Source organism: Halorubrum ejinorense, from assembly GCF_055389685.1.
In genome coordinates this window covers 1,326,158-1,350,915 of record NZ_AP043777.1, presented here as the reverse complement: position 1 = coordinate 1,350,915, position 24,758 = coordinate 1,326,158, and the positions used below count along the sequence as shown (strand labels likewise).

At 70.6% G+C, this 24,758-nt stretch carries 25 protein-coding genes; 16 read left to right on the top strand and 9 right to left on the bottom strand.

Translation table 11 applies throughout. From position 1 onward, the window contains the following. Positions 1-37: 37 nt before the first annotated feature. The 5 genes from ACZ5KW_RS07870 to ACZ5KW_RS07850 all read left to right on the top strand — a co-directional run bounded on the left by ACZ5KW_RS07870 (position 38) and on the right by ACZ5KW_RS07850 (position 5,519). Positions 38-1,120: a pyridoxal-phosphate-dependent aminotransferase family protein gene (locus ACZ5KW_RS07870; RefSeq protein WP_343780258.1), complete on the top strand. Its 1,083-nt coding sequence runs from the start codon at positions 38-40 to the stop codon at positions 1,118-1,120. Positions 1,121-1,269: 149 nt separating this feature from the next. Next, entirely contained in the window at positions 1,270-1,629 is a 360-nt protein-coding gene (locus ACZ5KW_RS07865) for a transcriptional regulator (protein WP_343780256.1), read from the top strand. A 195-nt stretch (positions 1,630-1,824) separates the two neighbouring features. Beyond that, positions 1,825-2,811: an aldo/keto reductase gene (locus tag ACZ5KW_RS07860; RefSeq protein WP_343780253.1), complete on the top strand. Its 987-nt coding sequence runs from the start codon at positions 1,825-1,827 to the stop codon at positions 2,809-2,811. 91 nt (positions 2,812-2,902) lie between these two features. Further along, on the top strand, positions 2,903-4,522 hold the full coding sequence (locus ACZ5KW_RS07855; protein ID WP_371152424.1) for a lipopolysaccharide biosynthesis protein: 1,620 nt from the start codon (positions 2,903-2,905) through the stop codon (positions 4,520-4,522). A gap of 55 nt (positions 4,523-4,577) precedes the next feature. Continuing rightward, positions 4,578-5,519, top strand: coding sequence for a M14 family metallopeptidase (locus ACZ5KW_RS07850; RefSeq protein ID WP_343780251.1), 942 nt, complete (start codon positions 4,578-4,580; stop codon positions 5,517-5,519). A gap of 41 nt (positions 5,520-5,560) precedes the next feature. Here ACZ5KW_RS07850 and ACZ5KW_RS07845 read toward each other — a convergent pair whose 3' ends face one another. The 3 genes from ACZ5KW_RS07845 to pan2 form a co-directional block, all read right to left on the bottom strand. After that, positions 5,561-5,938: a DUF5811 family protein gene (locus ACZ5KW_RS07845; RefSeq protein ID WP_006628157.1), complete on the bottom strand. Its 378-nt coding sequence runs from the start codon at positions 5,936-5,938 to the stop codon at positions 5,561-5,563. 70 nt (positions 5,939-6,008) lie between these two features. Beyond that, positions 6,009-6,554: a pyruvoyl-dependent arginine decarboxylase gene (locus ACZ5KW_RS07840; RefSeq protein ID WP_343780249.1), complete on the bottom strand. Its 546-nt coding sequence runs from the start codon at positions 6,552-6,554 to the stop codon at positions 6,009-6,011. A gap of 139 nt (positions 6,555-6,693) precedes the next feature. Then, complete coding sequence (gene pan2 / locus ACZ5KW_RS07835; protein ID WP_343780248.1) at positions 6,694-7,917, bottom strand: proteasome-activating nucleotidase Pan2; 1,224 nt, start codon at positions 7,915-7,917, stop codon at positions 6,694-6,696. Between the two features lie 296 nt (positions 7,918-8,213). On the opposite strand from pan2, the gene ACZ5KW_RS07830 reads away from it, so the two are divergent. Beyond that, complete coding sequence (locus ACZ5KW_RS07830; RefSeq protein WP_343780246.1) at positions 8,214-8,771, top strand: response regulator; 558 nt, start codon at positions 8,214-8,216, stop codon at positions 8,769-8,771. Positions 8,772-8,795: 24 nt separating this feature from the next. Here ACZ5KW_RS07830 and ACZ5KW_RS07825 read toward each other — a convergent pair whose 3' ends face one another. Further along, positions 8,796-9,080 carry an amphi-Trp domain-containing protein gene (locus ACZ5KW_RS07825; RefSeq protein ID WP_343780244.1) on the bottom strand — a complete coding sequence of 95 codons (285 nt, stop codon included), beginning with the start codon at positions 9,078-9,080 and terminating at the stop codon, positions 8,796-8,798. 199 nt (positions 9,081-9,279) lie between these two features. Here ACZ5KW_RS07825 and ACZ5KW_RS07820 point away from each other — a divergent pair, with 199 nt between their 5' ends. Next, positions 9,280-9,675, top strand: coding sequence for a hypothetical protein (locus ACZ5KW_RS07820; RefSeq protein WP_343780242.1), 396 nt, complete (start codon positions 9,280-9,282; stop codon positions 9,673-9,675). A gap of 55 nt (positions 9,676-9,730) precedes the next feature. On the opposite strand, the gene ACZ5KW_RS07815 is transcribed toward ACZ5KW_RS07820, so the two are convergent. Then, positions 9,731-10,810, bottom strand: a complete 1,080-nt coding sequence (locus ACZ5KW_RS07815; protein ID WP_343780240.1) for an aminopeptidase — start codon at positions 10,808-10,810, stop codon at positions 9,731-9,733. 152 nt (positions 10,811-10,962) lie between these two features. Between ACZ5KW_RS07815 and ACZ5KW_RS07810 the strand changes: the two genes are divergently transcribed. Continuing rightward, a complete protein-coding gene (locus ACZ5KW_RS07810) occupies positions 10,963-11,949 on the top strand; it encodes a M48 family metallopeptidase (protein ID WP_343780238.1) in 987 nt (328 codons plus the stop codon). A gap of 27 nt (positions 11,950-11,976) precedes the next feature. On the opposite strand, the gene ACZ5KW_RS07805 is transcribed toward ACZ5KW_RS07810, so the two are convergent. Further along, positions 11,977-13,284, bottom strand: a complete 1,308-nt coding sequence (locus ACZ5KW_RS07805; RefSeq protein ID WP_343780236.1) for an acetamidase/formamidase family protein — start codon at positions 13,282-13,284, stop codon at positions 11,977-11,979. Between the two features lie 295 nt (positions 13,285-13,579). Between ACZ5KW_RS07805 and nadA the strand changes: the two genes are divergently transcribed. Genes nadA through nadC form a run of 3 tightly spaced genes read left to right on the top strand, consistent with a single transcriptional unit; the run spans position 13,580 to position 17,083 of the window. After that, complete coding sequence (gene nadA / locus ACZ5KW_RS07800; RefSeq protein WP_343780234.1) at positions 13,580-14,710, top strand: quinolinate synthase NadA; 1,131 nt, start codon at positions 13,580-13,582, stop codon at positions 14,708-14,710. A 1-nt stretch (position 14,711) separates the two neighbouring features. Beyond that, a complete protein-coding gene (locus ACZ5KW_RS07795; protein WP_343780233.1) occupies positions 14,712-16,259 on the top strand; it encodes an L-aspartate oxidase in 1,548 nt (515 codons plus the stop codon). Continuing rightward, on the top strand, positions 16,259-17,083 hold the full coding sequence (gene nadC / locus ACZ5KW_RS07790) for a carboxylating nicotinate-nucleotide diphosphorylase (RefSeq protein ID WP_343780232.1): 825 nt from the start codon (positions 16,259-16,261) through the stop codon (positions 17,081-17,083). Before ACZ5KW_RS07795 ends, nadC begins: the two co-directional genes overlap by 1 nt. On the opposite strand, the gene ACZ5KW_RS07785 is transcribed toward nadC, so the two are convergent. Continuing rightward, a complete protein-coding gene (locus tag ACZ5KW_RS07785; RefSeq protein WP_343780230.1) occupies positions 17,080-18,222 on the bottom strand; it encodes a sensor histidine kinase in 1,143 nt (380 codons plus the stop codon). The genes nadC and ACZ5KW_RS07785 overlap by 4 nt on opposite strands. A 309-nt stretch (positions 18,223-18,531) precedes the next feature. On the opposite strand from ACZ5KW_RS07785, the gene ACZ5KW_RS07780 reads away from it, so the two are divergent. The 3 genes from ACZ5KW_RS07780 to ACZ5KW_RS07770 all read left to right on the top strand — a co-directional run bounded on the left by ACZ5KW_RS07780 (position 18,532) and on the right by ACZ5KW_RS07770 (position 21,461). After that, the gene (locus ACZ5KW_RS07780) at positions 18,532-19,494 is read left to right on the top strand and encodes an HFX_2341 family transcriptional regulator (protein WP_343780227.1); all 963 of its coding nucleotides are present in this window, start codon (positions 18,532-18,534) and stop codon (positions 19,492-19,494) included. A gap of 96 nt (positions 19,495-19,590) precedes the next feature. Continuing rightward, complete coding sequence (gene cofH, locus ACZ5KW_RS07775; protein WP_343780225.1) at positions 19,591-21,012, top strand: 7,8-didemethyl-8-hydroxy-5-deazariboflavin synthase subunit CofH; 1,422 nt, start codon at positions 19,591-19,593, stop codon at positions 21,010-21,012. A 137-nt stretch (positions 21,013-21,149) separates the two neighbouring features. Next, complete coding sequence (locus tag ACZ5KW_RS07770) at positions 21,150-21,461, top strand: DUF2250 domain-containing protein (protein WP_343780223.1); 312 nt, start codon at positions 21,150-21,152, stop codon at positions 21,459-21,461. 35 nt (positions 21,462-21,496) lie between these two features. Here ACZ5KW_RS07770 and hmgA read toward each other — a convergent pair whose 3' ends face one another. Together hmgA and ACZ5KW_RS07760 are read right to left on the bottom strand one after the other, a co-directional pair. Continuing rightward, on the bottom strand, positions 21,497-22,720 hold the full coding sequence (gene hmgA, locus ACZ5KW_RS07765; RefSeq protein WP_343780222.1) for a hydroxymethylglutaryl-CoA reductase (NADPH): 1,224 nt from the start codon (positions 22,718-22,720) through the stop codon (positions 21,497-21,499). 83 nt (positions 22,721-22,803) lie between these two features. Continuing rightward, positions 22,804-23,277, bottom strand: a complete 474-nt coding sequence (locus tag ACZ5KW_RS07760; RefSeq protein WP_343780219.1) for a GNAT family N-acetyltransferase — start codon at positions 23,275-23,277, stop codon at positions 22,804-22,806. 178 nt (positions 23,278-23,455) lie between these two features. Here ACZ5KW_RS07760 and ACZ5KW_RS07755 point away from each other — a divergent pair, with 178 nt between their 5' ends. After that, on the top strand, positions 23,456-24,277 hold the full coding sequence (locus ACZ5KW_RS07755; RefSeq protein ID WP_343780217.1) for a DUF502 domain-containing protein: 822 nt from the start codon (positions 23,456-23,458) through the stop codon (positions 24,275-24,277). After that, on the top strand, positions 24,274-24,726 hold the full coding sequence (locus tag ACZ5KW_RS07750) for an archease (protein WP_343780215.1): 453 nt from the start codon (positions 24,274-24,276) through the stop codon (positions 24,724-24,726). The genes ACZ5KW_RS07755 and ACZ5KW_RS07750 overlap by 4 nt, the downstream gene beginning before the upstream one ends. The last annotated feature ends 32 nt before the right edge of the window (positions 24,727-24,758 follow it).

The following is a 24,758-nucleotide window of genomic DNA, read 5'->3' as shown; positions in this document are numbered from 1 at the left end:
GCGGACCGTTTATATGCGAACGGCCGAACCGGGGCGTATGCTCATGACGCCGGGGCCGACGGCGGTCCCCGAACCGGTGCGCGACGCGATGTCTCGGGAGCTGATCAACCCCGACGTAGATCCGCGGTTCCGGGAGATATACGACCGTCTCACGGAGGGGCTGGCGGCCGTCTACGGCGCCGGTTCGGCGGACTCTGCGGCGGCCGGCCGCGATGTCGTCGCTCTCGGCGGCGAGGGCATCCTCGGTCTGGAGGCCGCGGTCGCCTCGCTCGTCGAGCCCGGCACCGAGGTGCTGTGTCTGTCGAACGGGCTCTACGGCGAGGGATTCGCCGACTTCGTGGAGTCGTACGGCGGCGACCCGACCCTCGTCGCGGCGGATCACGACGAGCCGCTCCCGCTCGACGCGCTCGACGAGGCGCTGGCGGCCGGCGACGCCGACTACGACCTCGCGACGATGGTCCACTGCGAGACGCCAACGGGGACGCTCAACGACGTCGCGGCCGCGCTCGACCGCCTCGAAGCCGCCGACGGTGAGATCCTCACGGTCGTCGACGCCGTCTCCTCGCTCGGTGGAGTCTCGGTGCCGACCGACCGGATCGACGTCTGTCTCGGCGCCTCCCAGAAGTGTTTCAGCGCCCCGCCGGGCCTCGCGACGGCCGCGGTGAGCGACCGGGCGTGGGCCGCGATGGAGGAGCGGGACCCGCATTCGCTGTACGCGAACTTCCTGCCGTTCCGCGACGTGAGCGACGGCTTCCCGTACACGCACCTGACGACCGAGGTAGTGGCGCTCGACGCGGCGCTCGGGCTGCTTCTCGACGAGGGGCTCGACGCGGTACGCGAGCGACACCGGACGGCCGCGGCGCGGTGTCGCGAGCGCGGCGCGGAGTTGGGGCTGGAGCCGGTTCCGGACCCCGAGCGCAGTTCGCCGACGGTGACCGCCTTCGAGGTCCCCGGGCGGGCCGAGGCGCTCCAGGAGGCGCTACGGAAAGAGCACGGCGTCCTCCTCGCGACGGGGCTCGGCGACGGCGCCGAGGACATCCTCCGCGTCGGCCACATGGGCCACAACGCTCGCGTCGACCGAGTCGAGGAGACGATGGACGCGCTGGCGGACGTGTTATAGATAGCAGGCGGATCGCAGGGGAATACCGCCGAATTCCTAGTCGATGCGGCAATAACCTCTGGTGTGTAATATGTTAACGCGGTTAATCAGAACTGTTGCGCCCGTGAAAATGCGGCGGAATAACGCCCATTGGCCCCGAAACGGGCCTTATGGAACAGCGCGAAGAGCCGCCCGCCGGCATGCTTGATGAGTTAGCCCGCGTCCCGGTGGACGAAGCGCTTGATGCGTTGAATCACAGCCAGCGGCGGGAAGTGCTGATGAAACTACTGACTCGCGACTCACAGGAATCGCTGCCGGTCGTCTTTGCTGATTCGAAGGGTAGTGCCGACGAACTCGACCGGGCCGTCACAGCGGACTACGCCCACCTGTCGAAACTCGCCGAGTACGGGTTTATCAGTTGGAACCGGGACACCCAGGAGGTTACACAGGGATCGAACTTCGGCGACATCGACCCCTTGTTACAACTGTTGGCCGACAACGAGGCCGAACTCCCCGACAGTTGGTTGTAAACGCCGTGCTTCATCCTCGCGACAGCGAGGCGCCCGGCCACCTGCTCGACGAGGGGCTCGACGCGGTCGGGGACCGTCACGAGGCGGCCGCGAGGCGGTGTCGCGAGCGCCGGGCGGAGTTAGGGCTGGGGTTGGTCCCGGAACCATCGCGGGGGCTCCGGAACGCCCTTGCCTCCGCCGCGATCATATCGTCGTATGAACCACCGCGAACTCGGCGACGTTGGGGAGGTCAGCGAGGTCGGCTACGGGGCCTGGCAGATCGGGAGCGACTGGGGCGAGGTCACCGAGGACGAAGCGGTCGCGGCGGTCGAGGCGGCCCGCGACGCGGGAGTCGACTTCTTCGACACCGCCGACGTGTACGGCGACGGCCGGTCGGAGCGGATCGTCGGTGAGACGCTCGCCGACGACATCGAGCGCGGCGACGTGACCGTCGCGACGAAGGCCGGGCGCCGGCTCGACCCGCACGAGGCGGACGGCTACACGGAAGGGAACCTCCGGCGGTTCGTCGACCGCTCGCGGGAGAACCTCGGGATGGACACGCTGGACCTGGTCCAGCTCCACTGCCCCCCGACCGACGTCTACTACCGGCCGGAGACGTTCGACGCGCTCGAAACGCTCGCGGACGAGGGCCGGATCGCGAGCTACGGCGTCAGCGTCGAGCGCGTCGAAGAGGGGCTCAAAGCGATCGAGTACCCCGGCGTCGAGACGGTCCAGATCATCTTCAATCCGTTTCGGCAGCGCCCCGCGGAGCTGTTCCTCGACGAGGCCGCCGCGCGCGGCGTGGGCGTGATCTGCCGGGTGCCGCTCGCGTCCGGCCTGTTGACGGGCGCGCTCTCGCGCGACGACGAGTTCCCGGAGGACGACCACCGGAATTACAACCGCGACGGCGAGGCGTTCGACGTCGGGGAGACGTTCGCCGGCGTCCCGTTCGAAGCGGGACTCGACGCGGTCGACGCGCTCGAGGAACGCCTGCCCGACGACCGCTCCGTGCCGGAGTTCGCGCTCCGCTGGATCCTCGATCACGACGCCGTCTCGACGGTGATCCCGGGGTCGACGACGCCGGCGCACGTCCGGTCGAACGCGGCCGCGAGCGAGGCCGCGCCGCTCGCCGAGGCAGAGCGCGAGGCCGCGGCAGAGGTGTACGACGACCGCGTCCGCGAACACGTCCACCAGCGCTGGTGAGTCGCGGGCGGGCCGAGCGCGAGCCCGAGTCGGCAGCGACGAAACGCGTCGCTTTTTTCGCGGGACCGCGACCGCTTCGACAGAGACGACCGTGGAGGACGACCCCGACGGGGACGCGGACCGTCCCGACGACGAGCACGACGAGCGGTCGGTCGACCGCGAGCGCGGCGAGCGGTCCGGACGTCGCGAGGGTGACGGGATCCCCGAGGCCGAGCGCGACGCCTTAGAGACGATCGCGCACGGCGCGGTGCTCACCTCCGGCGGCGTCGCCGGCCAGCGCGCGCTGCTGACGGCGGCGGAGTTCGCGCTGACCCGCGGGCTCGGACCGACCGCCTACGGCGTCTACGCGCTGGCGTGGCGGATCGCACAGCTCTGTTCGCGGCTCGTGACGTTCGGGAGCGTCCCGGCCATCCAGCGGTACCTCCCCGAGTACGCGGACGACCCGGATCGGCGGCGGACGGTCGCCGGGCTGGCGTACGCGACGACGCTCGGGTTCGGCGTCGCGTTCGCGGTCGGGGTGTGGGTCGCGGCGCCGGCGATCAACGCGCGGACGGTGAGCGAGGCCGCGTTCCCGGGAACAATGCGCGCGTTCGGCGGGCTCGTCGGGCTCCTCGGCGTCGTGATGGTCGCGTCCGCGCTCCTCCGGGCGGTGGGGTCCGCCCGCGGCGAGGTCCTGTTCAACAAGCTGCTCCGACCGGGCGTCCGGCTCGTCGGCGCGCTCGGGGCCCTCGCGCTCGGGTACTCCGTCGTCGGCGTCGCGGGAGTGATCGTCGCCGCGACCGCGGTACTCGCCGTGGCGGCCGTACCGGTCTCCGCGTCCGTCACCGGAGTCCGGCCGTCGCTCCGGGGCGCCCGCGCGGAGGCCCGTCGGTTCTACGACCACGCGGCCCCGGTCGCGATGAGCAGCCTCGGAAAGGTGTTCCAGAACCGCGTCGACGTGCTGCTCGTCGGCGCGCTGCTGACGGCGACCGCGGCCGGCGTGTACAACGTCGTCCTCGTGGTGATCGCGGTCGCGTGGATCCCCCTCCTCTCGTTCAACCAGCTGTTGCCCCCGGTCGCGTCAGACCTGTACGCCGCCGACCGAACGGCGACGCTCAACGCGGTGTACGGCTCCGTGACCAGACAGATCGTCACCGCGGTCACCCCGATCCTCGCCGTGTTAGTGGTGTACGGTCGCGAGATCCTGACGCTCTTCGGCGAGCCGTACGCGGCGGGGTACGTCCCGCTCGTCGTCTACCTCTGTGGCGTCTTCGTCGGGAGCGCGGTCGGCGCGACGGGGTGGCTCCTGATGATGACCGACCACCAGTACGCGCGGATGGCGCTCGACTGGCTGCTCGCGGTCCTCAACGTCGCGCTGACGTACGCGTTCGTCGTCCGGTACGGGCTCGTCGGCGCCGCGCTCGGCACGTCGCTCGCCATCGCGGTCCAGAACGGAATTCAGGTCGTCCTCCTGCGCCGGTTCGAGGGGCTGTGGCCGTTCGACCGGACCTTTCTGACGCCGATCGCGGCGGGCGTCGTCGCCGTCCTCGCGATGTACGCGGTCCGCGCGGTCCTCGCGGGGCCGGCGGTGATCGTCGTCGGGAGCGGCGTCGGGCTCGCGGCGTACGCGGGGTCGCTGTCCGTCCTCGGCGTCGATCCCCGCGACCGCTTCGTCGCGCGTCGGTTGGCGCGACGGTATCGGGCCGCGCTCGCCGCTCGGTTCGGCCGCTGATCGCGGCGAGTACGGATCGCGACGATTTATGGGCGGACCGCGACGTAGAGTGGATATGCAAACGATCGACCGCGAGTCCGCCGGGTCGGCCCGCGTCGCGATCGTCGGCGGGATCCACGGCGACGAACCCGCCGGCGAGCGGATCGTCAGGCGCCTCGCGGACGAACTCGGACGGCTGGACGCACCCGACGACGGCTCCGGCGGACTCGTGCGGCTGATCGTCGCCAACGAGCCGGCGCTGGCGGCCGAGACGCGCTACACCGACGCCGACCTGAACCGGTCGTTCCCGGGCGACGCCGACAGCGGGGAGTACGAGCGGGCGCTGGCGCCGCGGCTCGCGGCCGAGTTGGAGGGGATGGACGCGGTGCTCGCGCTCCACACCTCTCACAGCGCGCCGCCGGCGTTCGCCATCTTCAGCGACCTCACGGAGTCGGTCCGCCGCACCGTCACGGGGCTGCCGGTCGAGCACGTCGTCGACGCGAGCGGACTGCGGTCGACCACGCTCGACTCGACGATTCCGCACACGGTCTCGATCGAGGTCGGACAGCAGGGGAGCGAGGACGCGGTCACTTTCGGCCACGAGGCGTGTCTGGCGTTCCTCCGGGCCCACGGCGCTATCGACGACGAGCCGCCGAGGTTCTCGGAGACGACCGTCGTGGCGGGAGACGAGGAGGTGCCGAAGGGCGGCGGAGAGCCCCGCGTCCACTACGCGAACTTCGAGGAGATCCCGGAAGGCGAGGTGTTCGCCGAGGACGACGTGTACACCCATCGCGTCGAGGAACCGGGAGTGGTCCCGATCCTCGCGAGCGAGCAGGGGTACGAGGAGATATTCGGGATGTACGGTCGCGTCACCGGAGTCGTGAGACCGCCGGACGCGGGCGACTGCCGGGTGTATCCACGCGACGGCTCAGGAGAGGGAGAGAGCGATGCTCCGGCGGGGACCGATAGCAGCAGCGACGAGAGAAACGAGCCGGAGCAGCCGGAAAACTCGGAGTAACGCCGTTCGCGGTCGCGGAACTCAGTTCGCGCTCGGAGGACTCACTTCGCGGTCGGCGTGATGTCGCCGACGGCGTCCATCACTTGGACCGCCGCGCTGGCGGCCAACCCGCGGGCGACTTCGTCGGTGTCGGACTCGGCGATGCCGGCGTCTAAGTCCTCGGGGTCGGGAGTGAAGCCGGCCGAGACGGGGTGCCCCGCGGGCGGGTTGACCGCGACCGTCGCCTGCGGCCCGTTCGCACCGACGGACAGTTCGGAGCCGACGGCGTAGCTGTCGGGGAGATACGATTCCGTGCGCGATACGATTCCGGCGACCGCGCGCCGGAGCTGTCGTTCCTGGTCCGGAGAGAGGTCGACGGCCGCGGGCGAGCCCGCGTCCGTCACACCCGGTGCCCCGGCGTACGGGTTGTTGCCGTTCATTGAGGACACGACACGTACGCGGAGACGAGTCAAAAAGGCGTCGGCGGCGGCGAACGGGGTCGCCCCGCCCTCACAGGATCGGTTCCGACTCGCCGTAGGCGGCGATCACGACCGCGGTCGCGTAGCGCTCCGGCTCCGCGGCGACGGTCTCGACGCGCGTCTCGCGGTCCGGGAGGTCCCAGTCGCGGAGGTCGCCGCCGTCGTCGAGGCCGGCGTGGATCCGCTCGCGGACGCCCTCGGGGTCCTCGCCGGTCACCTCGTAGAACAGCCCCGGTCCCGGCCCCGTCGCCCAGCCGAGTCCGGCGACCGCGTCGGGGCGTCGGCGCGGCGCGCGGGTCGACTCGGCGTCCTCGGCGCCCGAGCGCCCGCCTTCTCGGAAGTCGACCTCGTCGTCGGGGCCGATGGTTCGGCGCGCCTCGACGACGGTGAGTCGGTTCCCCGCCGGGCCGAGTTCGGGCGCCTCCGGGACCGGCTCGACGGTCGCCTGGGCGGGGACGACGGAGGAGACCGCCACGAGGTTGTAGTTGTGGAGGTTCGCGTCCGCGAGCGCGGCGTCGTAGGAGGCCATCGCCGTGTCGGCGACGCCGACGCCGCCCGCGACGTGGATGGTGTTCATTTGCGTGAGGTCGGCGACGAGCGCGGTAAGGAGTTACGAACCGACCGCAGAGCGCGCCGCTCTACACTTGCTGTTGTCCGACGAAACGGGCTCGCGAACGCTGCGAGCGGAACGCTCGGTTCGACGCGGGAACGGGGGGTCAGTACTGGTAGTTGATGACCTGCTCGTCTTCCGTGTCGGCGTCTCGGAGCTTCTCGCGGGCCTGCTCGAAGTCGGCCTGCGTCACTTCCGTACGGCCGTCGCGGATGGCGAACATCCCGGCCTCCGTCGCGAGCGAGGCGATGTCCGCGCCGCTGTACCCGTCCAAGTTCTGGGCGACGGCGCCGAGGTCGACGTCGTCGGCGACGTTCATGTCCCGAGTGTGGATCTCGAGGATGCGCTCGCGGCCCTCCGCCGCGGGCTCTGGCACCTCGATGAGGCGGTCGAAGCGACCGGGGCGGAGGATGGCCTCGTCGAGCATGTCGAAGCGGTTGGTCGCGGCCATGATACGGACCTCGCCGCGGTCGTCGAAGCCGTCCATCTCGGAGAGGAGCTGCATCATCGTCCGTTGGACCTCGGCGTCGCCGGAGGTCTTCGAGTCCGTGCGCTTGGCGGCGACCGCGTCGATCTCGTCGATGAAGATGACGGCGGGCTCGCGCTCGGCGGCGAGTTCGAACAGGTCGCGGACGAGCCGGGCGCCCTCGCCGATGAACTTCCGGACGAGTTCGGAGCCGGCCATCTTGATGAACGTCGCGTCGGACTCGTTGGCGACGGCCTTCGCCAGCATCGTCTTCCCGGTGCCCGGCGGGCCGTGAAGCAGCACGCCGCTCGGCGGCTCGACGCCGACGGCCTCGAACTGCTCGGGGTTTTCGAGGGGATCTTCGACGGCCTCGCGGACCTCGCGGATCTGGTCGTCGATCCCGCCGATGTCGTCGTAGGTGACGGTCGGCGAGGCGGTGACCTCCATCGCCTGCGCCCGGGAGTCGGTCTCGTCGTCCAGCACCTGCTGGACCGCGAAGGAGTCGTTGATCGCGACCCGGTCGCCGGGGCGGAGGTCCTCGTCGAGCCGCGACGCGGCCTGCGTCAGCACCTCCTGGTTGTTGCCGTGCTGTTTGATCACGACGCCGTCGTCGGTGATCTCCTCGACCGACGCGATGTACAGCGAGGAGGTCTTCAGCACCTCGTTTTCGCGTTTCAGCTGCTCGACGTCCTCTTTCAACTCGCCGCGGCGCCCCTCGGCGTCCGCGAGACGGTCTTCCAGTTCCTCGTTCACGTGAACGATCCGCCGGAAGTGCTGGCGGATCGCCTCCAACCGCTCCGCGTCGCTCATCTCGGGGTCGAGCTCCAACCGCGGGCGATCGGGCAGTGAGGGGCTGTGAGACATTTGTTGTGTCCGGTTACGATGCGGGCGTAAATGTGCCTTTGGGTCACGGAGAGCGCGTCGGATCGACCGGGCCGAATCCGCGGATCGCGTCCGTCACCGCGCGCGGCGGTCGCGCCGTGTCGAAGCGCAGATCGGCCGGAAACGCACCTGAGGGCCGACCCTATCAAAAACGATAATGAGAGGTGAGGTTTTTAACCTGAGGCGGAACGAACGGAGCGTATGGACGCACGAACGGCGGGCGGACGCGCCGGTCCGGCACTCGCGAACCGAGCGCCGACGACCGGGAGGGCCCGCCCATGACTGAGGATCCGGAGGCGACCGTTCTCGCGGTCGACGACGAGCCGGACCTCGCGGAGCTGTACCGGGTGTATCTCGACCCGGCGTACGACGTCCGGATCGCGACCGGCGGCGAGGAGGCGATCGACGCGATGGACGACACGGTCGACGTCGTCCTCCTCGACCGGCGGATGCCGGGCATGTCCGGCCACGAGGTGTTAGACGCGATCCGCGGCGAGGGGTACGACGCCCGCGTGGCGATGCTGACCGCGGTCGAGCCCGACGTCGACATCGTCGAGATGCCGTTCGACGACTACAAGACGAAACCCGTGACCAAAGAGGACCTGATCACGCTGGTGGAAGTCCTCCTCCACCGCGCCGCGTTCGACGAGCAGAGCCAGAAGTTCTTCGCGCTCGCCTCGAAGAAGGCGGCGCTGGAGGCGGCCGGGACGACCGGCTCCGAGGAGTACGAGGAGCTCGTCGACCGGATCGAGTCCGTGCGACTGAAGGTCGACGACACGCTCGATCACCTCTCCGCCCGGGACGCGTTCGTCGAGGTCCCCGGCGAAGTACCGTAAGTCGGGCCGACACCGCGCCGGCGACTACTCGATCTGTAACTCGCCGTCCGCACCCGCCGAGTCGGCGTTTTCGTCCCACTCGATCTCGAACTCGACGCTCAGTTCCCCCGACCCCTCGGCGGGGCCCTCGCGCTCGGCTTTCACTTCGAACGTCGGCTCTGCGGGCGGGTCCAGGGTCGTCGATTCTCCCCCCTGCGTCAGCGTGATCGCGTCGCCGGCGTCCAGCGAGTCCGCCACCGCTCGCAGGTACGCGGCGATCGATTCGCGGCTTCGGCGGCTTTCCGACTTGAAGAGCACTTTCTCGGGCATACGTCCACGTACGCGGTCTCGAATGATAAACGCAGCGCGCGACGTGACGAACAGCTCTTCGATCGGGGAAACGCGTTTCCGCACGTCTGACCGGGTTTTCGCGTGTTTCAGCGGACGCTCGCGCTCGTTCGACCGGTGCGTCCGGTCGGTCCGACGCACACCCCGGTCGTTTTGTGGCGGCCCGGCGAACCCACGGACCGTGTTCATCTCCGATCCGCTCCGCACCGTCGTCGCCGTCGCCGTGTACTGGACGGCGATCGCGCTCGGCGGCAGCGCCCTGCTGGCCGATCCGACGAACCCGCTCGTCGCGCTCCCCGTCGTCGGCGGCGGCGTCGTCGTCGCGCACGCGGCCCGGACCGGTCGGCTCGTCGAACTCGGGTACGCGGTGGGAACGATGTGGCTCGCGGTGCTTGCGCTGTCGGTCGCCACCGGCGTCCTCGACGCCGTCGTGGCCCCCGACACGGTGATGGCGCCACTCGTCAACTACCCGGGGATCGCCGCGGTCGGGACCGTCGGGCTGTTCGGCGTCCTCTTGATCGCCTACGTCGGGTTCATCCGGCGGAGCGCGACGGGAGCGGCGACGGCGGCCGACTGAGGCGCCCGGGTCGACCCGAGGCGGGCGCGGCCGCGTTTCGGAGCGGCGGCGGTCGCTAGAAGTCGTCCTCGAAGACGAAGGTCCCGTTTCGCTGGACGACCTCGCCGTCGACCTCGATGACGGAGTCCTCGCTCATGTCGACGATCATGTCGACGTGTTCGGCGGACTCGTTGACGGCGTTCTCCTCGCCGACCGTCTCCGGGTACGCGGAGCCGACGGCCATGTGAACGGTGTCGCCCATCTTCTCGTCGAACAGCATGTTGTAGGTGAACCGGTCGATCTGGCGGTTCATCCCGATGCCGAGTTCGCCGAGCCGGCGGGAGCCCTCGTCGGTGTCGAGGATGCCGGAGAGCAGTTCCTCGTTGCGCTCGGCGGAGTGCGAGACGACTTCGCCGCCCTCGAACCGGAGCCGGACCCCGTCTATCTCGCGGCCGTAGCGGTACAGCGGGAGGTCGAAATGGACCTCGCCGTCGACGCCGTCGCGCGTGGGCGCGGTGAACACCTCGCCGCCGGGGAGGTTGGCCTCGCCGTGGTCGTTGAGCGTGGAGTTGCCCGACACGTCGAGCGTGAGGTCGGTCTCGTTGCCGGACTTGATGCGCACCTCGTCGGCGTCGTCGAGGATCTCGACCATGTTCGACTGGAACTCGCGCTGTTCGTCCCAGTCGAGCGAGACGGCGTCCCAGACGAAGTTCTCGTACGCCTCGGTGCTCATCCCGGCGAGCTGCGCGTGGCTCGCGGTCGGGTACTGCGTGAGACACCACGTCTTCGAGAGGCGGGTCCGCTTGACGTCCTCCATCGCGCGGTTGTACGCCGCGTTCGTGTCGGGTTCGATGTCGGCGTCCTCGGTGGCGTTGGCGCCGCCGCGGGCGATGACGAACACGTCGGCCTCCTCGTAGAGGGCGCGTCGATGGCTCGGTTCGGAGAACTCCTCCGAGGAGCGCTTGAAGGCGCGCTGCGCGCGCTTCGAGTAGTTGAGATACACCGGGTTGGCGCCGCGGTCCCCGCAGACCTCGTGGAGCGCGACCGCGAGGTCCTCGGCCTCCTTCGGCATCTGGATGACCACGTCGTCGCCCGACTCGATGCCGGTGGAGTGGTCGGCGATGATCTCGGCGTGTTCGCGTACGCGTGCGTCCATGTCACCGAATTTCGGCGCGGGGGAATTACCGCTTTTCCTTTCGGCGGGAGCGGGTGGGGGACCCGGAACTGGCAACTGCCTAGACGCGCGTTCTGCCATCCGAGCACCGGCCGGCCGCAACGCTGTTTGCCGCGCGACGCCTACCTCGCAACATGGCTCGGCTCGCGTTCCGCGCGGCCGCGGCGGTCGTCGGCGTCGCCTTACTTGCCGCGTACCTGACCGCGGCGCTGCTGGTCGCCGACGCGCTGGGAGCCGTCTGGGCCGCCCGTCCCGACCTCCCGGTCCTGATCGCGCTGCTAGCGGCGTTCGCCGTCGGATCGGCGTACCTCAGCTATCGCGTCGGCACCGCGCAGATCCTCGCGAACCTGGAGGGCGACCGCGTTCCCCGGGAGGGGGCGCCGGACCTCCACCGGCGGATCGACTCGCTCGCGGCCCGGACGGGCGTCGAGCGGCCGGCCCTCTACGTCACCGACGCCCGCGCGCCGAACGCGTTCGCGGTCGGCGGCCGCGCGGACGGCGGGGCGCTGGTGATCGACCGGTCGCTGTTCCGACTGCTCTCGCCCCGAGAGATCGAGGCGATCTTCGCCCACGAACTGGCGCACTTGGAGGGGAACGACGGGTTCGCGATCGCGATGGCCGACGGGGTCGGGCGCTCGGTGGTCGGGGTCGCCACGGTCGCGGCGCTACCGGCGCTGCTCGCGCTGTCGGGACTCGCCGCCGCCTCGGCGTGGATCCGCGGGCGGCCGGGCGACCGCTCGGGACCGTTCGCGCGGCTCCACCGAGCGCTGTCCGGGGGGCTGTTCGCCGGGTTCGTCCTCGCGACGCTCGTCGCCCGCTCGCGGTCGCGCAGGCGGGAGTTCGCGGCCGACGACCGCGCGGCCGAGGTGACCGGTGACCCGATGGCGCTCGCGCGGGCGCTCCGCCGGATCGAGCGCGCGACCGAGCCGACGTGGCCGTTCGCGCCGTTCTCCACGCAGAAGCGGACCGAAGACCCCGCCGAGCGCTGGCTGTCGACGCACCCCTCGACCGACGAGCGCGTCGAACGGCTGCGCCGACTGGCGGAGTCGCAGGGGCCGACGAGACGGATTCCGCCCGGGCCGTCGCGGGCGACCGCCGGCAGGGGCCGATCGCTCCGCTGACCGACCGCCGTCCGGCCGTGGCGCCGTCTACAGGCCGTACTGTTCGCGCGTCACGTCGTCGAGGCCGGAGTCGGCGAGGGCGTCAGTCGGGACGAGCATGTCGAGTTGGACGACGCCGGGGAGTCGGCCGATCTGGACGCCGCCCGTGAACGTACACCGGCCGCGCACCTCGCCCTCGCTCATGTCGAGCAGCGTGCCGGCGCGGTCGAAGGCGTTCTGCGTGGCGTCGTTGACGGTCGCGCCGGAACCGATCACCTGGAGCGGCGCGGCGTCGGTGTCGACGTCGACGCCGTGTTCGTCCCCGAGCGCCGACCCGGCCGCGGCCTCCTCGTCGCTGTAGGGCGCGCTGATGAACGGCAGGTCTTCCTCGTTCGGGAGGAGGACGGGCCCGTCGAGGTCGACGTCCTCGATCACCTCCACGTCCATCGTCACCGTCCCGCTCACGTCGGTGGTGTGCAAGGAGAGCTCGCCGTCGCCCTGGTTCGCGTGGAGGTCGCCGACGTAGACGCCGCCGCCGTCGACGACGACCGGGCAGATCAGCGTCGCGCCCGCGCGGACCTCGGGCACGTCCATGTGGCCGTCGGTGCGTAGCTCCAAGTCCGCCTCCGTCTCGACGCCGTAGTCGTGGTCGGCGCCGATGAGGTTCTGTCCGAAGTCGCCCGCGTTGTGCGAGTCCGGCATAGTGACCGGCGGGGTGGTGCCGATGTTGCCGATGAACGGCCGGAGACGGCCGAGCGTGCCGGGCATCCCGTCCGGCTCGTACAGGAGTATCGGGTGTTGGCGGGCGTTTTCGGGGATGTCCATCACGCGTTCGGCGTCGGTCGCGAGCTCGTGAGCGCCCTCCTTGTCGAGCGTGACCCCGACCGCGTTCTCGTGGTCGAACGCGACGGTGTAGCCGTACTCGAAGCCGAACGAGGAGGCGTTCGCGCCGCACTCCGCACAGCGGATCGCGTCCTCGCCGGTGCCCTCGACGACGGAGTCGGGCCACGTCGTCCCGCACTCGGGGCACCGGTGGTCGACGAACGGGTCGTCGCCGAACGCCTCGTCGCGCTCGGCCATCGACCCGGTGCTCGTCGCCATGCTCGTCACCTCCACGTCGCGGATGTGGATCGCGACGGCGTCGCCGACCTCGGCCCCCTCGACGCGGATCGGTCGCGTCACCTCGTGGCCGCCGCGGAACGAGGGGGTCACCATCGGTCCCCAACAGCCCGGCGGGGTGTACGTCGTCACCGTGCCGCCGTCCGCGACCGTGCCCGCCCACTCCTGATCGGGCCCGACGAGCCCGAGCGTGTACTGGTCGACGTGGAGTTCCTGTTGGACTTCCTGCTGTGACATACCGTATGTTGGTACGAGATGACACGGCATAATCGTGGGGGAAACCGGCACTCGTCGGACGAATCGCTGGGGAACCGCTCGCTCGACGAATCACGGAGAACCGCTCGCTCGGCGAGTCGGGACGACGCTCGCACGGTGAGCCGAGGACGAGACCTCCGAATCGGACCGGGTGAACCGTTCGGAAAGAGCAGTTCTGATCGGGGTTAGAGAATTTGAAGTCAATCGGATCGACTTATTGAAGACAAAATTTTTTCACTATACAGTTCTGTGAACAGGTACCCGACGGAGACCCAGAATGCCGGCAATGGAAACCGCTGAGTTCGATACCGAACTCAGTCTCTTCAAATACGACAATCTCGAACAGCTTCCGCCCGAATACCGCGGCCTCGACGAGGCCGAGCGAACGCGGCGGATCGAAGACGCGCTGGACGCGCTCGGCGACGACGTGGTCATCCTCGGCCACAACTACCAGCGACGGGAGATAGTCGAGCACGCCGACTTCGTCGGCGACTCCTACCAACTGAGCAAGGAGGCCGCCGCGGCCGACGCGGAGTACGTCGTCTTCGGCGGCGTCACGTTCATGGCCGAGTCCGCCGACATCATCACCGACGACGACCAGACGGTCGTCCTCCCCAGCATGGAGGCGTCGTGCCCGATGGCGGGGATGGCGGAGGCGCTCCAGGTCGACGCGGCCTGGGCGGAGCTCACGGCCGCGACCGACGCGGACGTCGTGCCGGTCACCTACATGAACAGCTACGCCGACCTCAAGGCGTTCTGCGCCGAGCACGGCGGGCTGGTGTGCACCTCCTCGAACGCGCACCGCGCCTTCGAGTACGCCCTCGACGAGGGCGACAAGGTGCTGTTCCTCCCCGACAAGCACCTCGGGGAGAACACCGCCCACCGGCTCGGACTCGAAGGCGAGACCGCCGAGTGGGATCCGTGGGACGCCGCGTCGGCCGACGCGGCGGCGGTCGTCGACAACGACGTGATCCTCTGGGACGGCTACTGCCAGGTCCACGAGCGGTTCGACCCGTCGCACGTCGAGCAGGTCCGGGCGGACCACGAGGACGCGCGCGTGGTCGTCCACCCCGAGTGTCGCCGCGAGGTCGTCGAGGCGGCCGACGTGGTCGGCTCCACGGCGACGATCCGGGACACCGTCGCCGAGGCCGACCCCGGCGAGACGTGGGCGATCGGGACCGAGGTTCACCTGACCCGCCACCTCCAGCGGTGGCACCCGGAGGTGAACGTCGTCCCGCTGTGCGGCGAGGCGTGTATGGACTGCAACGCGATGCGCCAGATCGATCCGAACTACCTCGCGTGGGTGCTCGAGGAGTTGGCCGCCGGGCGCGAGCGCAACGTCGTCGAGGTCGCGCCCGAGGAGAAGGACCTCGCGCGCGTCGCGCTCGACCGCATGCTGGAGGTGTGAGATGACGGGCCACGAGACCGCGGACGTGCTCGTCGTCGGCTCGGGGATCGCCGGACTGACGGCCGCGCTCGCCGCGGCCCGCGCGGGCCGCGAAGTGGTCGTGGCGACGAAGGCCACGCGCCCCGCGGACGCCGCGTCGTGGTGGGCGCAAGGCGGGATCGCCGTCGCGCGCGACCGGCCGGAGCGGTTCAAGCGGGACGTGCTGGCGGCGTCGGACGGGACGGCCGACCCGGACGCGGTCGACGTGCTCGTCGAGAACGCCGACGACGCCGTCCGGGACGTGCTCGTCGACACGCTCGGCGTCGAGTTCGACCGCGAGGCGGGCGCCGACGCGTTCGACTACGGCTGCGAGGCCGCCCACAGCGAGGACCGGATCCTCCACGTGGGCGCGGCGACGGGCGAACACGTCCACGTCCCCCTGTTGAACCACCTCGACGGGCGCGACGGCGTCGAGGTCGTCGACGACGCGGCCGCGCTGGAGCTCGTCACGCGCGAGGGACGCGTCCACGGCGCCGTCGTGGCGTCGGACGACGGCCGCGTCCCGGTGTACGCGGGCGCGACCGTGCTCGCGACCGGCGGGATAGGGGACCTGTTCCCGCGCTCGACGAACCCACGCGGTGCCACCGGCGACGGGGTCGCGATGGCCGCGCTGGCGGGCGCCGACGTGACCGACATGGAGTTCGTCCAGTTCCACCCGACGGCGTACGACGCGGGCCCGGACGAGGAGGGGTTCCTCGTCAGCGAGGCGGTCCGTGGCGAGGGCGGAATCCTCCGCAACGGCGACGGCGAGCGGTTCATGCCGGAGTACCACGACGACGCCGAACTCGCGCCGCGCGACGTGGTCTCGCGGGCCGTGGCCGCCGAGCGCGACGCCACGGGCGAGGTCCGCCTCGACGTGGGAGCGCTCGACTTCTCGGGCGCGTTCCCCGGGCTCGCCGAGAAGTGCGACGACCGGGGCGTCGACCCGACCGACGGGATCCCCGTCGCGCCCGCTGAGCACTTCCTCTGCGGCGGCGTCGCCGTCGACGACCGCGGCCGGACGAGCCTCGACCGACTCTACGCGGTCGGCGAGTGCGCGCGGACCGGCGTCCACGGCGCGAACCGCCTCGCCTCCACGAGCCTCCTCGAAGGGCTCGTCTGGGGGCTCCGGGCGGGCGCCGACGCGGCCGAGGCGGCAGGTTCCGACGGGACGCCGGCGGAGCCCGGGCGCGTCGCGCCCCCGGACCTGCTGGACCGCGACCCCGACCTCCCGTCAGCGTTCGCTCGCGAGAAGTTCCGGCGGCTCCGCCGAGTGATGGGAGCGCACGTCGGGATCGAGCGCGACCCCGCCGATCTCCGGCGGGCGCTCGGCGTCCTGCGGCGGCTCAAGGGCGAGGTCGACTCCTACGTCCGGACGCGGACCTCGCGCTCGCTGTACGAGCTCCGCAACGCGACCGTGACGGCGCTGTTGGTGACGCGACAGGCGCTGGCGAACGACGAGAGCGTCGGGACGCACTACGTCGCGGACGACGCCGAGCCCGCCGAGCACGGGCCGGCGGCCGACGACTGATGCTCGCCGACGCCGACGTGGAGCGCTGGCTCCGCGAGGACGTGGGGCACCACGACGTGACGAACGACGTGCCGGGCGAGACGAGCGGCCGGCTCGTGGCGAAAGAGCCCGGCGTCGCGGCCGGCGTCGACGCCGCGAGCGCCGTGTTCGACTACCTCGACGCGACCGTGACCGAGCGCGTCGCGGACGGGACCGCGATCGAGCCCGGCGACGCGCTGCTGCGGGTCGCGGGACCGGCGCGAGCGGTCCTCCGCGGCGAGCGCGTCGCCGTGAACGTCGCGGCCCACGCCTCGGGGGTGGCGACGCGGACCGCCGCCGCGGTCGCGTCCGCCCGCGAGGTCGACCCGGACGTCCGGGTCGCGGCGACGCGGAAGACGACGCCCGGGCTCCGCGGGGTCGAGAAGCGCGCGGTCGCGGCCGCCGGCGGCGACACCCATCGGCTCGACCTCTCGCACATGGTCATGGTCAAGGACAACCACGTCGCGGAGCTGGGGCTGACCGAGGCGATCGATCGCTTCCGGGAGCGCGCCTCCTTCGCGACGAACGTCGAGGTCGAGGTCGAGGGTCCGGACGCCGCCGCGCGCGCCGCCGCGGCCGGCGCCGACGTCGTCCTGCTCGACAACATGGCGCCCGCGGAGACGGCGACGGCGGCCGAGCGCGTGGCCGGCGCCGACGGCGACGCGCTGACCGAGGCCTCGGGCGGGATCACGGTCGAGACCGTCCCGGACTACGCCGCGACCGGCGTCGACGTGATCTCGATGGGCGGGCTCACGCACTCCGCGCCGGCGCTCGACCTGTCGTTCCGGACGGGAGGCGACGGTTAGCGCGCCGGTGTCGGAGCGGCCGTCGAGCCCGAGTCCGGCCCGGGTTGCTCGGACCGCACCACGGGGAACTCCATCGCGACCCTCGTCCCGCCCGACTCGCGGTTCGTGATCGAAAGCGAAGCGCCGGCGCCCGCCGTGGCCCAGTAGATCACCTGTAAGCCGAGCCCTTGACCGTGCGTCAGTTGCGATTCGGTCTCGTTCCCCAGTGACTCGACTTCGATCAACGGGACGCCCGCACCCTCGTCTTCGACGATCAAACGGACGTAGCCGTCGCGGTTCTCGGTTCGGACGGTGACCGCTGTGTCGCTCTCGGTGTGCGTCAAGCCGTTGTCGACGGCCTCTTCGAGCGCCCAGTGGGCGAACGGGTGGGAGGCGACTATCGCGTCGTCGTCCAACGACAGCGTGAGGCGCTCGGCGTCGGAGAGCCCGCTCGCCGACAGCGCTCGGTCGGTGAGCGAGCGGATGGACGTTTCGACGGTCTCGTCAGACGTTTCCCAGATGCGGCGGAGCCGATGGACGTTCGTCGAGATAGCTTCGAGTCGGGACGCGTGTACGCGTAAGGTGTCGGTGTACTCGTTGGCGGGGCCGTGTTCGCCCGTCGCTTCGATGAGGTCCGTGTACCCGAGGATGATGTTGGCCTCCGTCCGAATGTTGTGCCGCGCGACGCGGTAGAGGATCTCCATGCGCCGCGACCCCTGCTGTAATCGTGCCTTTCGTCGGCTCGCGACCCGCTTTTCGCGTTGTAGGTTCGCGTACCCGTCACCGATCGGAATGCCGACGGCCAGTCCGGCCAGCCCGCCCATAGCGACGGTGAAGCTCCAGTCCAGTGCCGCTCCCACCCCGAGCGCGTGCGCCGCCGAGATGAGGGCCGCGATGCCGAATCCGTACGCACCGAACGCCGCGCCGACGCGCACGGCCGTTCGGAACTGGGCGTCGGTCCCGCTCCGGCGGTTCGTAGCCCCGACGGTTCCGAAGACGAGCGCGACGAGAACGGTGATGATACCCGCCTTGAGACCGGAGGAGCCGGGCTCGCTGATCGGTCGGAACACGTGTCCCACTCCGAAGAACGCGAGCAGGGCCGTGACAACACAGAGGCCGCCGCCGTGTGCGTATCGCGTGTCGAGTCGTTCGATACGCACGGGCCATAGTGTCGATATAGACATCATATTGGGGTGTGATCTAAGTTAATGTATTCAAGCGAGTGTCAGTATTAACTGTTGCTAAATTTACTACATATGTCGCCAGCGCGCGTTCCGACGCGAACTCGTCGTTTTCGGCTCGGGCCGAACGCGGCCGTCGCCCTCGATCGGCCGGACGACGGGCGAAGTCCGACTCGGGCCGCGTCGAGACCGATCAGTGGTGATCGCGGACCGACGGAACCGCCGGCCGCCGGCTCGGACTCCGGAGCGATCTGGTGGTTTTTATAAATCCACACCCACGGTCCGGGTATGCAGACCCACATCGTCCCGGTCGGGTTCGACTACGACCGGATGATCGCTCCCCTCATCCGGGACCAGTTCGACGTGGACCGGGTGATTCTCTTAGAGGGGACGGTCGGCAGCGAGGCCAACGTCGAGTACTCGCGCAACATCGCGCGCAAGCTGGAACAGGACTTCCAGAACCTGCTCGGCGCGGAGACCGTCCGCGAGCAGTTGGACGACGTGTACGACTACGACGCCGCCTTCGAGCGCGCCTTCGACCTGATCAACGCCGAGCTGGACCGCGAGGAGGCGCCGACCGAAGACGGCGACGCCCCCGACGAGCGCGAGGTGTGGGTGAACCTCTGTTCGATGCCGCGGCCGGTCTCGTTCGCGTTCGCGACGGCGGCCCACTCGATCATGGTCGAGCGGCAGGCGGACCGCGACCGCATCCACACCTACTACACGGCCCCCGAGAAGTACCTGGAGACCGAGCTCGCCGAGGAGCTGCGCGCGACGCGGGACCTCCTCGGGGACCTCGACGCCGCCGACGACGAGGCGCTCGCGGACGCGGGCGTCGACCCCGACCGCGTCGCCGACCGGCTGGCGAGCACCACCGACCTGCTCGCCGAGTTCGACGAGCGCGGGACCACCATCGGCGCCAAGCGCATCGGCGACAGCCACGTCATCGAACTGCCGGTCGCCTCCTTCCAGAACGTCAAGCCGTTCGAGGAGCTGGTCCTCTTCACGCTCGGCGAACACGGGGAGTTCGAGTCCGTCTCGGAGCTGGCCAAGACGCTGGCGGCCGAACTGAACGAGGAGTACACCGACTCGTTTCGCTCGAAGGTCATCTACAACGTGGACCGGCTCGGCCCCGGCGGGAAGGGGTACATCGAGCGCGAGGAACACGGGAAGTCGTACCGCACGAGCCTCTCGCGGATCGGCGCGCTGTGGGTCCGCGCGCACGCCGGCGAGGAGCGCGACATCGCTTGAACGGGTCGGACGCTCTCCGGAGACACCCGTCGACCGACGCGGGGCGGGGTGTCACGACCCGCCCGTTTATACCGGTGGAACCGGGAGCGTTAAGCGATGAGTTCGGGCGGCGACTCCGGCGCGAGCGGACCGACGAGCGACGCGAACGAGTTCGGCTTCGCGGATCCCGCGACCGACCAGTCGTTCGAGAACGCGCTGGCGAAGGCCCGCGACGGGCAACGGCTCACCGTCGCCGACGCGACGGAACTGCTCGCGACCGGCACCGAGGCGGACGGGATCGATCCGGTCCGCAAGGAGGCGGTGTTGGAGGCGGCCGACCGACGGCGGCGCGACGAGGTCGGCGACGAGGTGACCTTCGTCGCCAACCTGAACAACAACGTCACGACCGCGTGTAACACGGGGTGTCTGTTCTGTAACTTCAAGGACTCCGCGCACGCGTTCGAGGCCGACAGCGACGCCGACCACGCCGGGTTCACCAAGACGCCGGCGGAGTCGCGCGCGGTCGTCGAAGACGCCCTCGACATGGGCGTCTACGAGGTGTGTTCCGTCTCGGGGCTCCACCCGGCGTTCGCGCTGAACGAGGAGCACCACGAGGTGCTCGCCGCGCACGACGACCCCGAGAGCGAGGTGAACTACAAGCCGCCGGCGGTCTACGACACCGACCCCGGAACCTACGTCGAACAGCTGGACGCGATGTCCGTCGGCGGCGTCCACCTCCACTCGATGACCCCGGAGGAGGCGTACCACGCCTCCCGGGGCACCGACTGGGGGTACGAGGCGGTGTACCGGGAGCTAGCGGCCGCGGGGCTCGACTCCGCGCCCGGCACGGCCGCCGAGATCCTCGTCGACGAGGTCCGCGACGTGATCTGTCCGGGGAAGATCCGCACCGGCGACTGGGTGGCGGCGATGGAGGGCGCGGCGGCGGCCGGCCTCGACGTGACCTCGACGATGATGTACGGCCACGTCGAGACGGTCGCACACCGCGCACGGCACCTGAAGGTGATCCGCGACCTTCAGGACCGGACGGGCGCGATCACGGAGTTCGTTCCGCTCTCGTTCATCCATCAGAACACCCCCCTCTACCGGCGCGGCGTCGTCGACTCCGGGCCCTCACACGCCGAGGACGAACTCGTGATCGCGGTCGCGCGACTGTTCTTGGACAACGTCGACCACGTCCAGGCCTCGTGGGTGAAGTCGGGCGACGCCCACGGCCTCAAGCTGCTCAACTGCGGCGCGGACGACTTCATGGGAACCATCCTCTCGGAGGAGATCACGAGCCGCGCGGGCGGCCAGTACGGCGAGTACCGCTCGTTCGACGGCTACGTCGAGATGATCACGGCGATCGGCCGGACGCCGGTGGAGCGCTCGACGGACTACCGGACCCGGCGCCGGATCGACCCCGACGACGGGCCGCACGGGCCGCGGCTCGGCCCGCGCGCCGACGGCTCACCGATGCTCCCCGAGCGCTCGACCGAGAGCGACGCCGCCGGAGCGTCCTCCACCAGCGCCGACGACTGAACCGGCCGAGAGGCTCCGTCGGACACGGAATCGGAGAGCCGGTCGGGGCCGAACCGGTTCGGCCGAGCGGCGGCGACTCCCAACGAATGAGAACCGCCGGTACCCCCTTTATCGTGGTACTCGTCCGCATGTGTGAGATGGCCGCACCCGACGCACAGTCGACCGACCGTCCCGCGCGCAGCGAGAGCGGCGACGAGGGGCTCGACCCGGACCGACCGACGCTGACGCGTTCCGACGAGCGCGTACTCTCGTACCTCGCCGACGTGGGCGCCGACTACCAGGCGTTCATCGCGGGCAACACGGGGCTGTACGACGACCACGTCGAGTCCCGACTGACCGCGCTGGCGGACGCGGGGCTCGTCGAACGCGTCTCCAGCGAGGCCGTGTACCGCGTCACCGACGCGGGGCGGGGGGCGCTCCGCGACGACTGCCCGCGCTGGTCGGACTAGCGGACGCGACCGCAAAATCGACGGCCGTCCCGGCCTCAGCGACCGAGTTCAGCGTGCGCCGACGAGAGGTGTCGCGACCCGAGCGCCGCGAGCAGGTTGAGTTCGCCCGCCAGCGCGCAGACCGCGATGGACTCCGCGAGCGCGTCGGCGTTGGCTCCGGCCGGGTCGCCGCCGCCGGCGACGCCGAGGATCTCCAGGCTCGCCCGCTGCGTCGCCAGCTTCGTTCCGCCGCCGACGGTCCCCACTTCGAGGCTCGCCAGCGAGACGGAGACGTAGAGGTCGCCGTCGTCCGTCGTCTCGGCGGTCGTGATCGCGTTCGCCCCCTCGACGACCTGCGCCTCGTCTTGCCCGGTGGCGAGGAACATCGCGGCGACCGCGTTGGCGACGTGCGCGTTGAACCCGAGCGCGCCCGCCTTCGCGGAGCCGACGAGGTTCTTTCGCGTGTTGATCTCGGCTATCGCCTCCGGGGTCGTGTGGAGGCGCTCCTCGACGACCGCGCGGGGGATGGTCGCGTCCGCGACGACCGAGCGCCCGCGCCCCTCGACGGCGTTGATCGCGGCGGGCTTCTTGTCCGAACAGAGGTTCCCCGAGAGCGCGACGAGCGAGGCGTCCGTCTCCGCCTCGATCACGTCGCAGGCCTCGCGGGTCGCGATGGTGGCCATGTTCATTCCCATCGCGTCCTTCGTGTCGTACCGGAACCGGCAGAAGACGTTGTTGCCGACGACGTACGGCGTCACGTCCAGCAGTTCGCCGTGGCTCGTCGTCGCCTCCGCCGCCTCGGCGAGCGCGGGCTCGTTGTCGCGGACCCACGCGACGAGCGCCTCGGCCTCGGCGACGCCGGCGACCCGGAAGACCGGCGCGCGGGTCATCCCGCTCTTCGTCACGCGGGCGGTCGCGCCGCCGGCGCCCTCGATGGCCGAGCAGCCGCGGTTGATCGACGCGACGAGCGCGCCCTCGGTGGTCGCCAGGGGGAGGTAGCGCTCCCCCGAACGCGCGCCGCCGTCGATCGTCACCGGACCGGCGACGCCCACGGGCACTTGGACGCCGCCGAGGGTGTTCTCGATGTTCGAGCCGTGGACCGCCTCGGCGTCGAAGGTGTACTCGCCGAGCGCGTCGAGGTCGGCGTCGGTCGCCTCCGCGACGAGCAGCCGGCGCGCGGCGGTCGCGACGTCGGCGTCGGCGTGGTCTTCCAGCTCGTGGAAGCGGAGGTCGCCGTCGCGGACGCGGGTCGCGAGGTCCGCGGGAGTCGGTTGCGACATGCCGCGTGTTCGTCGCGGGCGGCGCTAATTACTATCGGTTCGGGCGGCGGCGAGCGGGGCAGCGCCGAGCGGGGCGGCGGGCGCTATCGGCCGACGAACCCGGAGAGCCGCTCCCGGAGCGACTCCCCGCCGAGTTTGAGGTAGTAGGCGTCGCCGCCGTCCTCGTAGTAGCCGTCGATCCGGCGGATGACCTCGAAGCCGAGGTGCTCGTAGAAGCCGAGCGCCTGACGGTTGGTCGTCCGGGCGTGGCAGGTGACCGACCGGTGTTGCTCGGCCACGTCGGCGATGAGCCGCTCGGCGTGGCCGCGGCCGCGGTGGTCCGGGTGAACGGCGAGAAACAGGATGTACCCGTCCCGGCGGACGGAGGCGAAGGCGACGAGCCGGTCGTTCTCGGCGAGCAGGTGCGCGGTCGACCGGCGGTACGCGTCGACGAAGAAGCCGCGTCGCTGTCGGAGGACGCCCTCTGCGGACCGAATCTGCTCTTTGAGCTCCCACGCGGCGGTCGCGTAGTCGGACTCGCCGGGCGGGTCGGTCCGCTTTTCGACGTTGACGCTCACTGCGATGACCTAACACGCCAGCGGAATATAACTCCACCGCCAGCACGCAGCGTTGCGGGCGGCTACGCCGCCAGCGGGAACCGTTGCGGTCCCGAGACCCGCTCTCGCGGGATCGGTGTCGGTCGGGGTCCGACCGCCGACGGAAGCGTTTTGATGCGGTCGGTCGTGGACGATACCAATGACCGACGAGTCGTCGGGAGCCGAGTTGCTCCGACGGGCGTTCCTCACGGGCGTCGCCGTCATCGTTCCCGCCGTGATCACGCTGGCGGTCCTCGCCGTCGCGTTCAACGCGCTGTACAACTACCTCGACGCCTTCTCGTCCGCGGTCGTCGCCGTCACTCCCGGGTCCGGACTTCCGGTCGTCGGCGCGATCCCCCGCGAACTCGCGATCGAGATCGCGACCCCGGTCGTGTTCGTAGGTGCCATCCTCCTCTTGGGCGCGGGCGTCGAGTCGTCGCGCTACGGCGAGCGCGCCGTCGCCTACGTCGACGAGACGGTCGAGCGGGTGCCGGGCGTCGGCTCGGTGTACCAGGGGTTCCGGCAGATGAGCGACGCGATGCTGGAGTCGGAGGGCGGCAACTTCCGCGAGGTGGTCCTCGTCGAGTTCCCGACCGAAGAGACGTACACCCTCGCGTTCGTGACGAGCGAGACCCCGGACGTGATCGCGGACCACGCGGACGCCGGGGGAGACGGCATGCGGACGCTGTTCATGCCGATGGCGCCGAACCCGGTGATGGGCGGCCACGTGGTGTTCGTCCCGGAGCGCCGGATCGTCGACGTCGAACTGACCGTCGACGAGGGGATCCGCGCGCTGGTCACGAGCGGCGTCGCCTTAGAAGAGGTCGCGGCCGACGTCGACGACCTCGACCCGGAGGACCTCCGTGCCGGCACGCCGGAGCGCCCCGTCGACGCGCGGTTCCCGGCGGACGAGCGCCCGGAGACCGCCGAGGAGCCCCGCGACGGCGGACGCGACCGCGGCCGCGGAGCGGGGGACCGATGAGCTACGAGCTCCGCGATCACACCGCCGACGTCGCCGTGGAGGCGACCGCGGACACGCTCGCGGGGGTGTTCGCGGCGGTCGCCGACGGGCTCACCGCCGCGAGCACGGAGTCGGTCCCGGCCGACGGCGAGCGCTTCGAACTCGCGGTGGCCGCCGAGAGCCGCGAGGCGCTCCTGTTCGACTACCTCGACCGGCTGATCTACGAGCGCGATGTCCGGCTCGTCCTCCCGGCTGACCACCGATGTACCGTCGTCGAGCCGGGCGAGGCGAGCGAGGGAGACCGCGCCGACGCGGAGACCGACTCGGACGAGTGGCGACTCACGGCCACCGCGCGCGGCGTCCCGCTCGGTGCGGTGGTCGCTCGCGAGATCAAGGCGGTCACGTACTCCGAGATGACCCTCGAACGCCGGGGCGACGAGTGGTACGCGTACGTCGTCTTCGACGTGTGAAGCAGGGGTCTTCGCTCGTGCTACCCATGATA

Coding starts and splice junctions, on each gene's coding strand:
- ACZ5KW_RS07870 (WP_343780258.1), top strand. CDS start 38: ATGCTCATGACGCCGGGGCCGACGGCGGTCCCCGAACCGGTGCGCGAC.
- ACZ5KW_RS07865 (WP_343780256.1), top strand. CDS start 1,270: ATGGAACAGCGCGAAGAGCCGCCCGCCGGCATGCTTGATGAGTTAGCC.
- ACZ5KW_RS07860 (WP_343780253.1), top strand. CDS start 1,825: ATGAACCACCGCGAACTCGGCGACGTTGGGGAGGTCAGCGAGGTCGGC.
- ACZ5KW_RS07850 (WP_343780251.1), top strand. CDS start 4,578: ATGCAAACGATCGACCGCGAGTCCGCCGGGTCGGCCCGCGTCGCGATC.
- ACZ5KW_RS07845 (WP_006628157.1), bottom strand. CDS start 5,938: ATGAACGGCAACAACCCGTACGCCGGGGCACCGGGTGTGACGGACGCG.
- ACZ5KW_RS07840 (WP_343780249.1), bottom strand. CDS start 6,554: ATGAACACCATCCACGTCGCGGGCGGCGTCGGCGTCGCCGACACGGCG.
- pan2 (WP_343780248.1), bottom strand. CDS start 7,917: ATGTCTCACAGCCCCTCACTGCCCGATCGCCCGCGGTTGGAGCTCGAC.
- ACZ5KW_RS07830 (WP_343780246.1), top strand. CDS start 8,214: ATGACTGAGGATCCGGAGGCGACCGTTCTCGCGGTCGACGACGAGCCG.
- ACZ5KW_RS07825 (WP_343780244.1), bottom strand. CDS start 9,080: ATGCCCGAGAAAGTGCTCTTCAAGTCGGAAAGCCGCCGAAGCCGCGAA.
- ACZ5KW_RS07815 (WP_343780240.1), bottom strand. CDS start 10,810: ATGGACGCACGCGTACGCGAACACGCCGAGATCATCGCCGACCACTCC.
- ACZ5KW_RS07810 (WP_343780238.1), top strand. CDS start 10,963: ATGGCTCGGCTCGCGTTCCGCGCGGCCGCGGCGGTCGTCGGCGTCGCC.
- ACZ5KW_RS07805 (WP_343780236.1), bottom strand. CDS start 13,284: ATGTCACAGCAGGAAGTCCAACAGGAACTCCACGTCGACCAGTACACG.
- nadA (WP_343780234.1), top strand. CDS start 13,580: ATGCCGGCAATGGAAACCGCTGAGTTCGATACCGAACTCAGTCTCTTC.
- ACZ5KW_RS07795 (WP_343780233.1), top strand. CDS start 14,712: ATGACGGGCCACGAGACCGCGGACGTGCTCGTCGTCGGCTCGGGGATC.
- nadC (WP_343780232.1), top strand. CDS start 16,259: ATGCTCGCCGACGCCGACGTGGAGCGCTGGCTCCGCGAGGACGTGGGG.
- ACZ5KW_RS07780 (WP_343780227.1), top strand. CDS start 18,532: ATGCAGACCCACATCGTCCCGGTCGGGTTCGACTACGACCGGATGATC.
- cofH (WP_343780225.1), top strand. CDS start 19,591: ATGAGTTCGGGCGGCGACTCCGGCGCGAGCGGACCGACGAGCGACGCG.
- ACZ5KW_RS07770 (WP_343780223.1), top strand. CDS start 21,150: ATGGCCGCACCCGACGCACAGTCGACCGACCGTCCCGCGCGCAGCGAG.
- hmgA (WP_343780222.1), bottom strand. CDS start 22,720: ATGTCGCAACCGACTCCCGCGGACCTCGCGACCCGCGTCCGCGACGGC.
- ACZ5KW_RS07755 (WP_343780217.1), top strand. CDS start 23,456: ATGACCGACGAGTCGTCGGGAGCCGAGTTGCTCCGACGGGCGTTCCTC.
- ACZ5KW_RS07750 (WP_343780215.1), top strand. CDS start 24,274: ATGAGCTACGAGCTCCGCGATCACACCGCCGACGTCGCCGTGGAGGCG.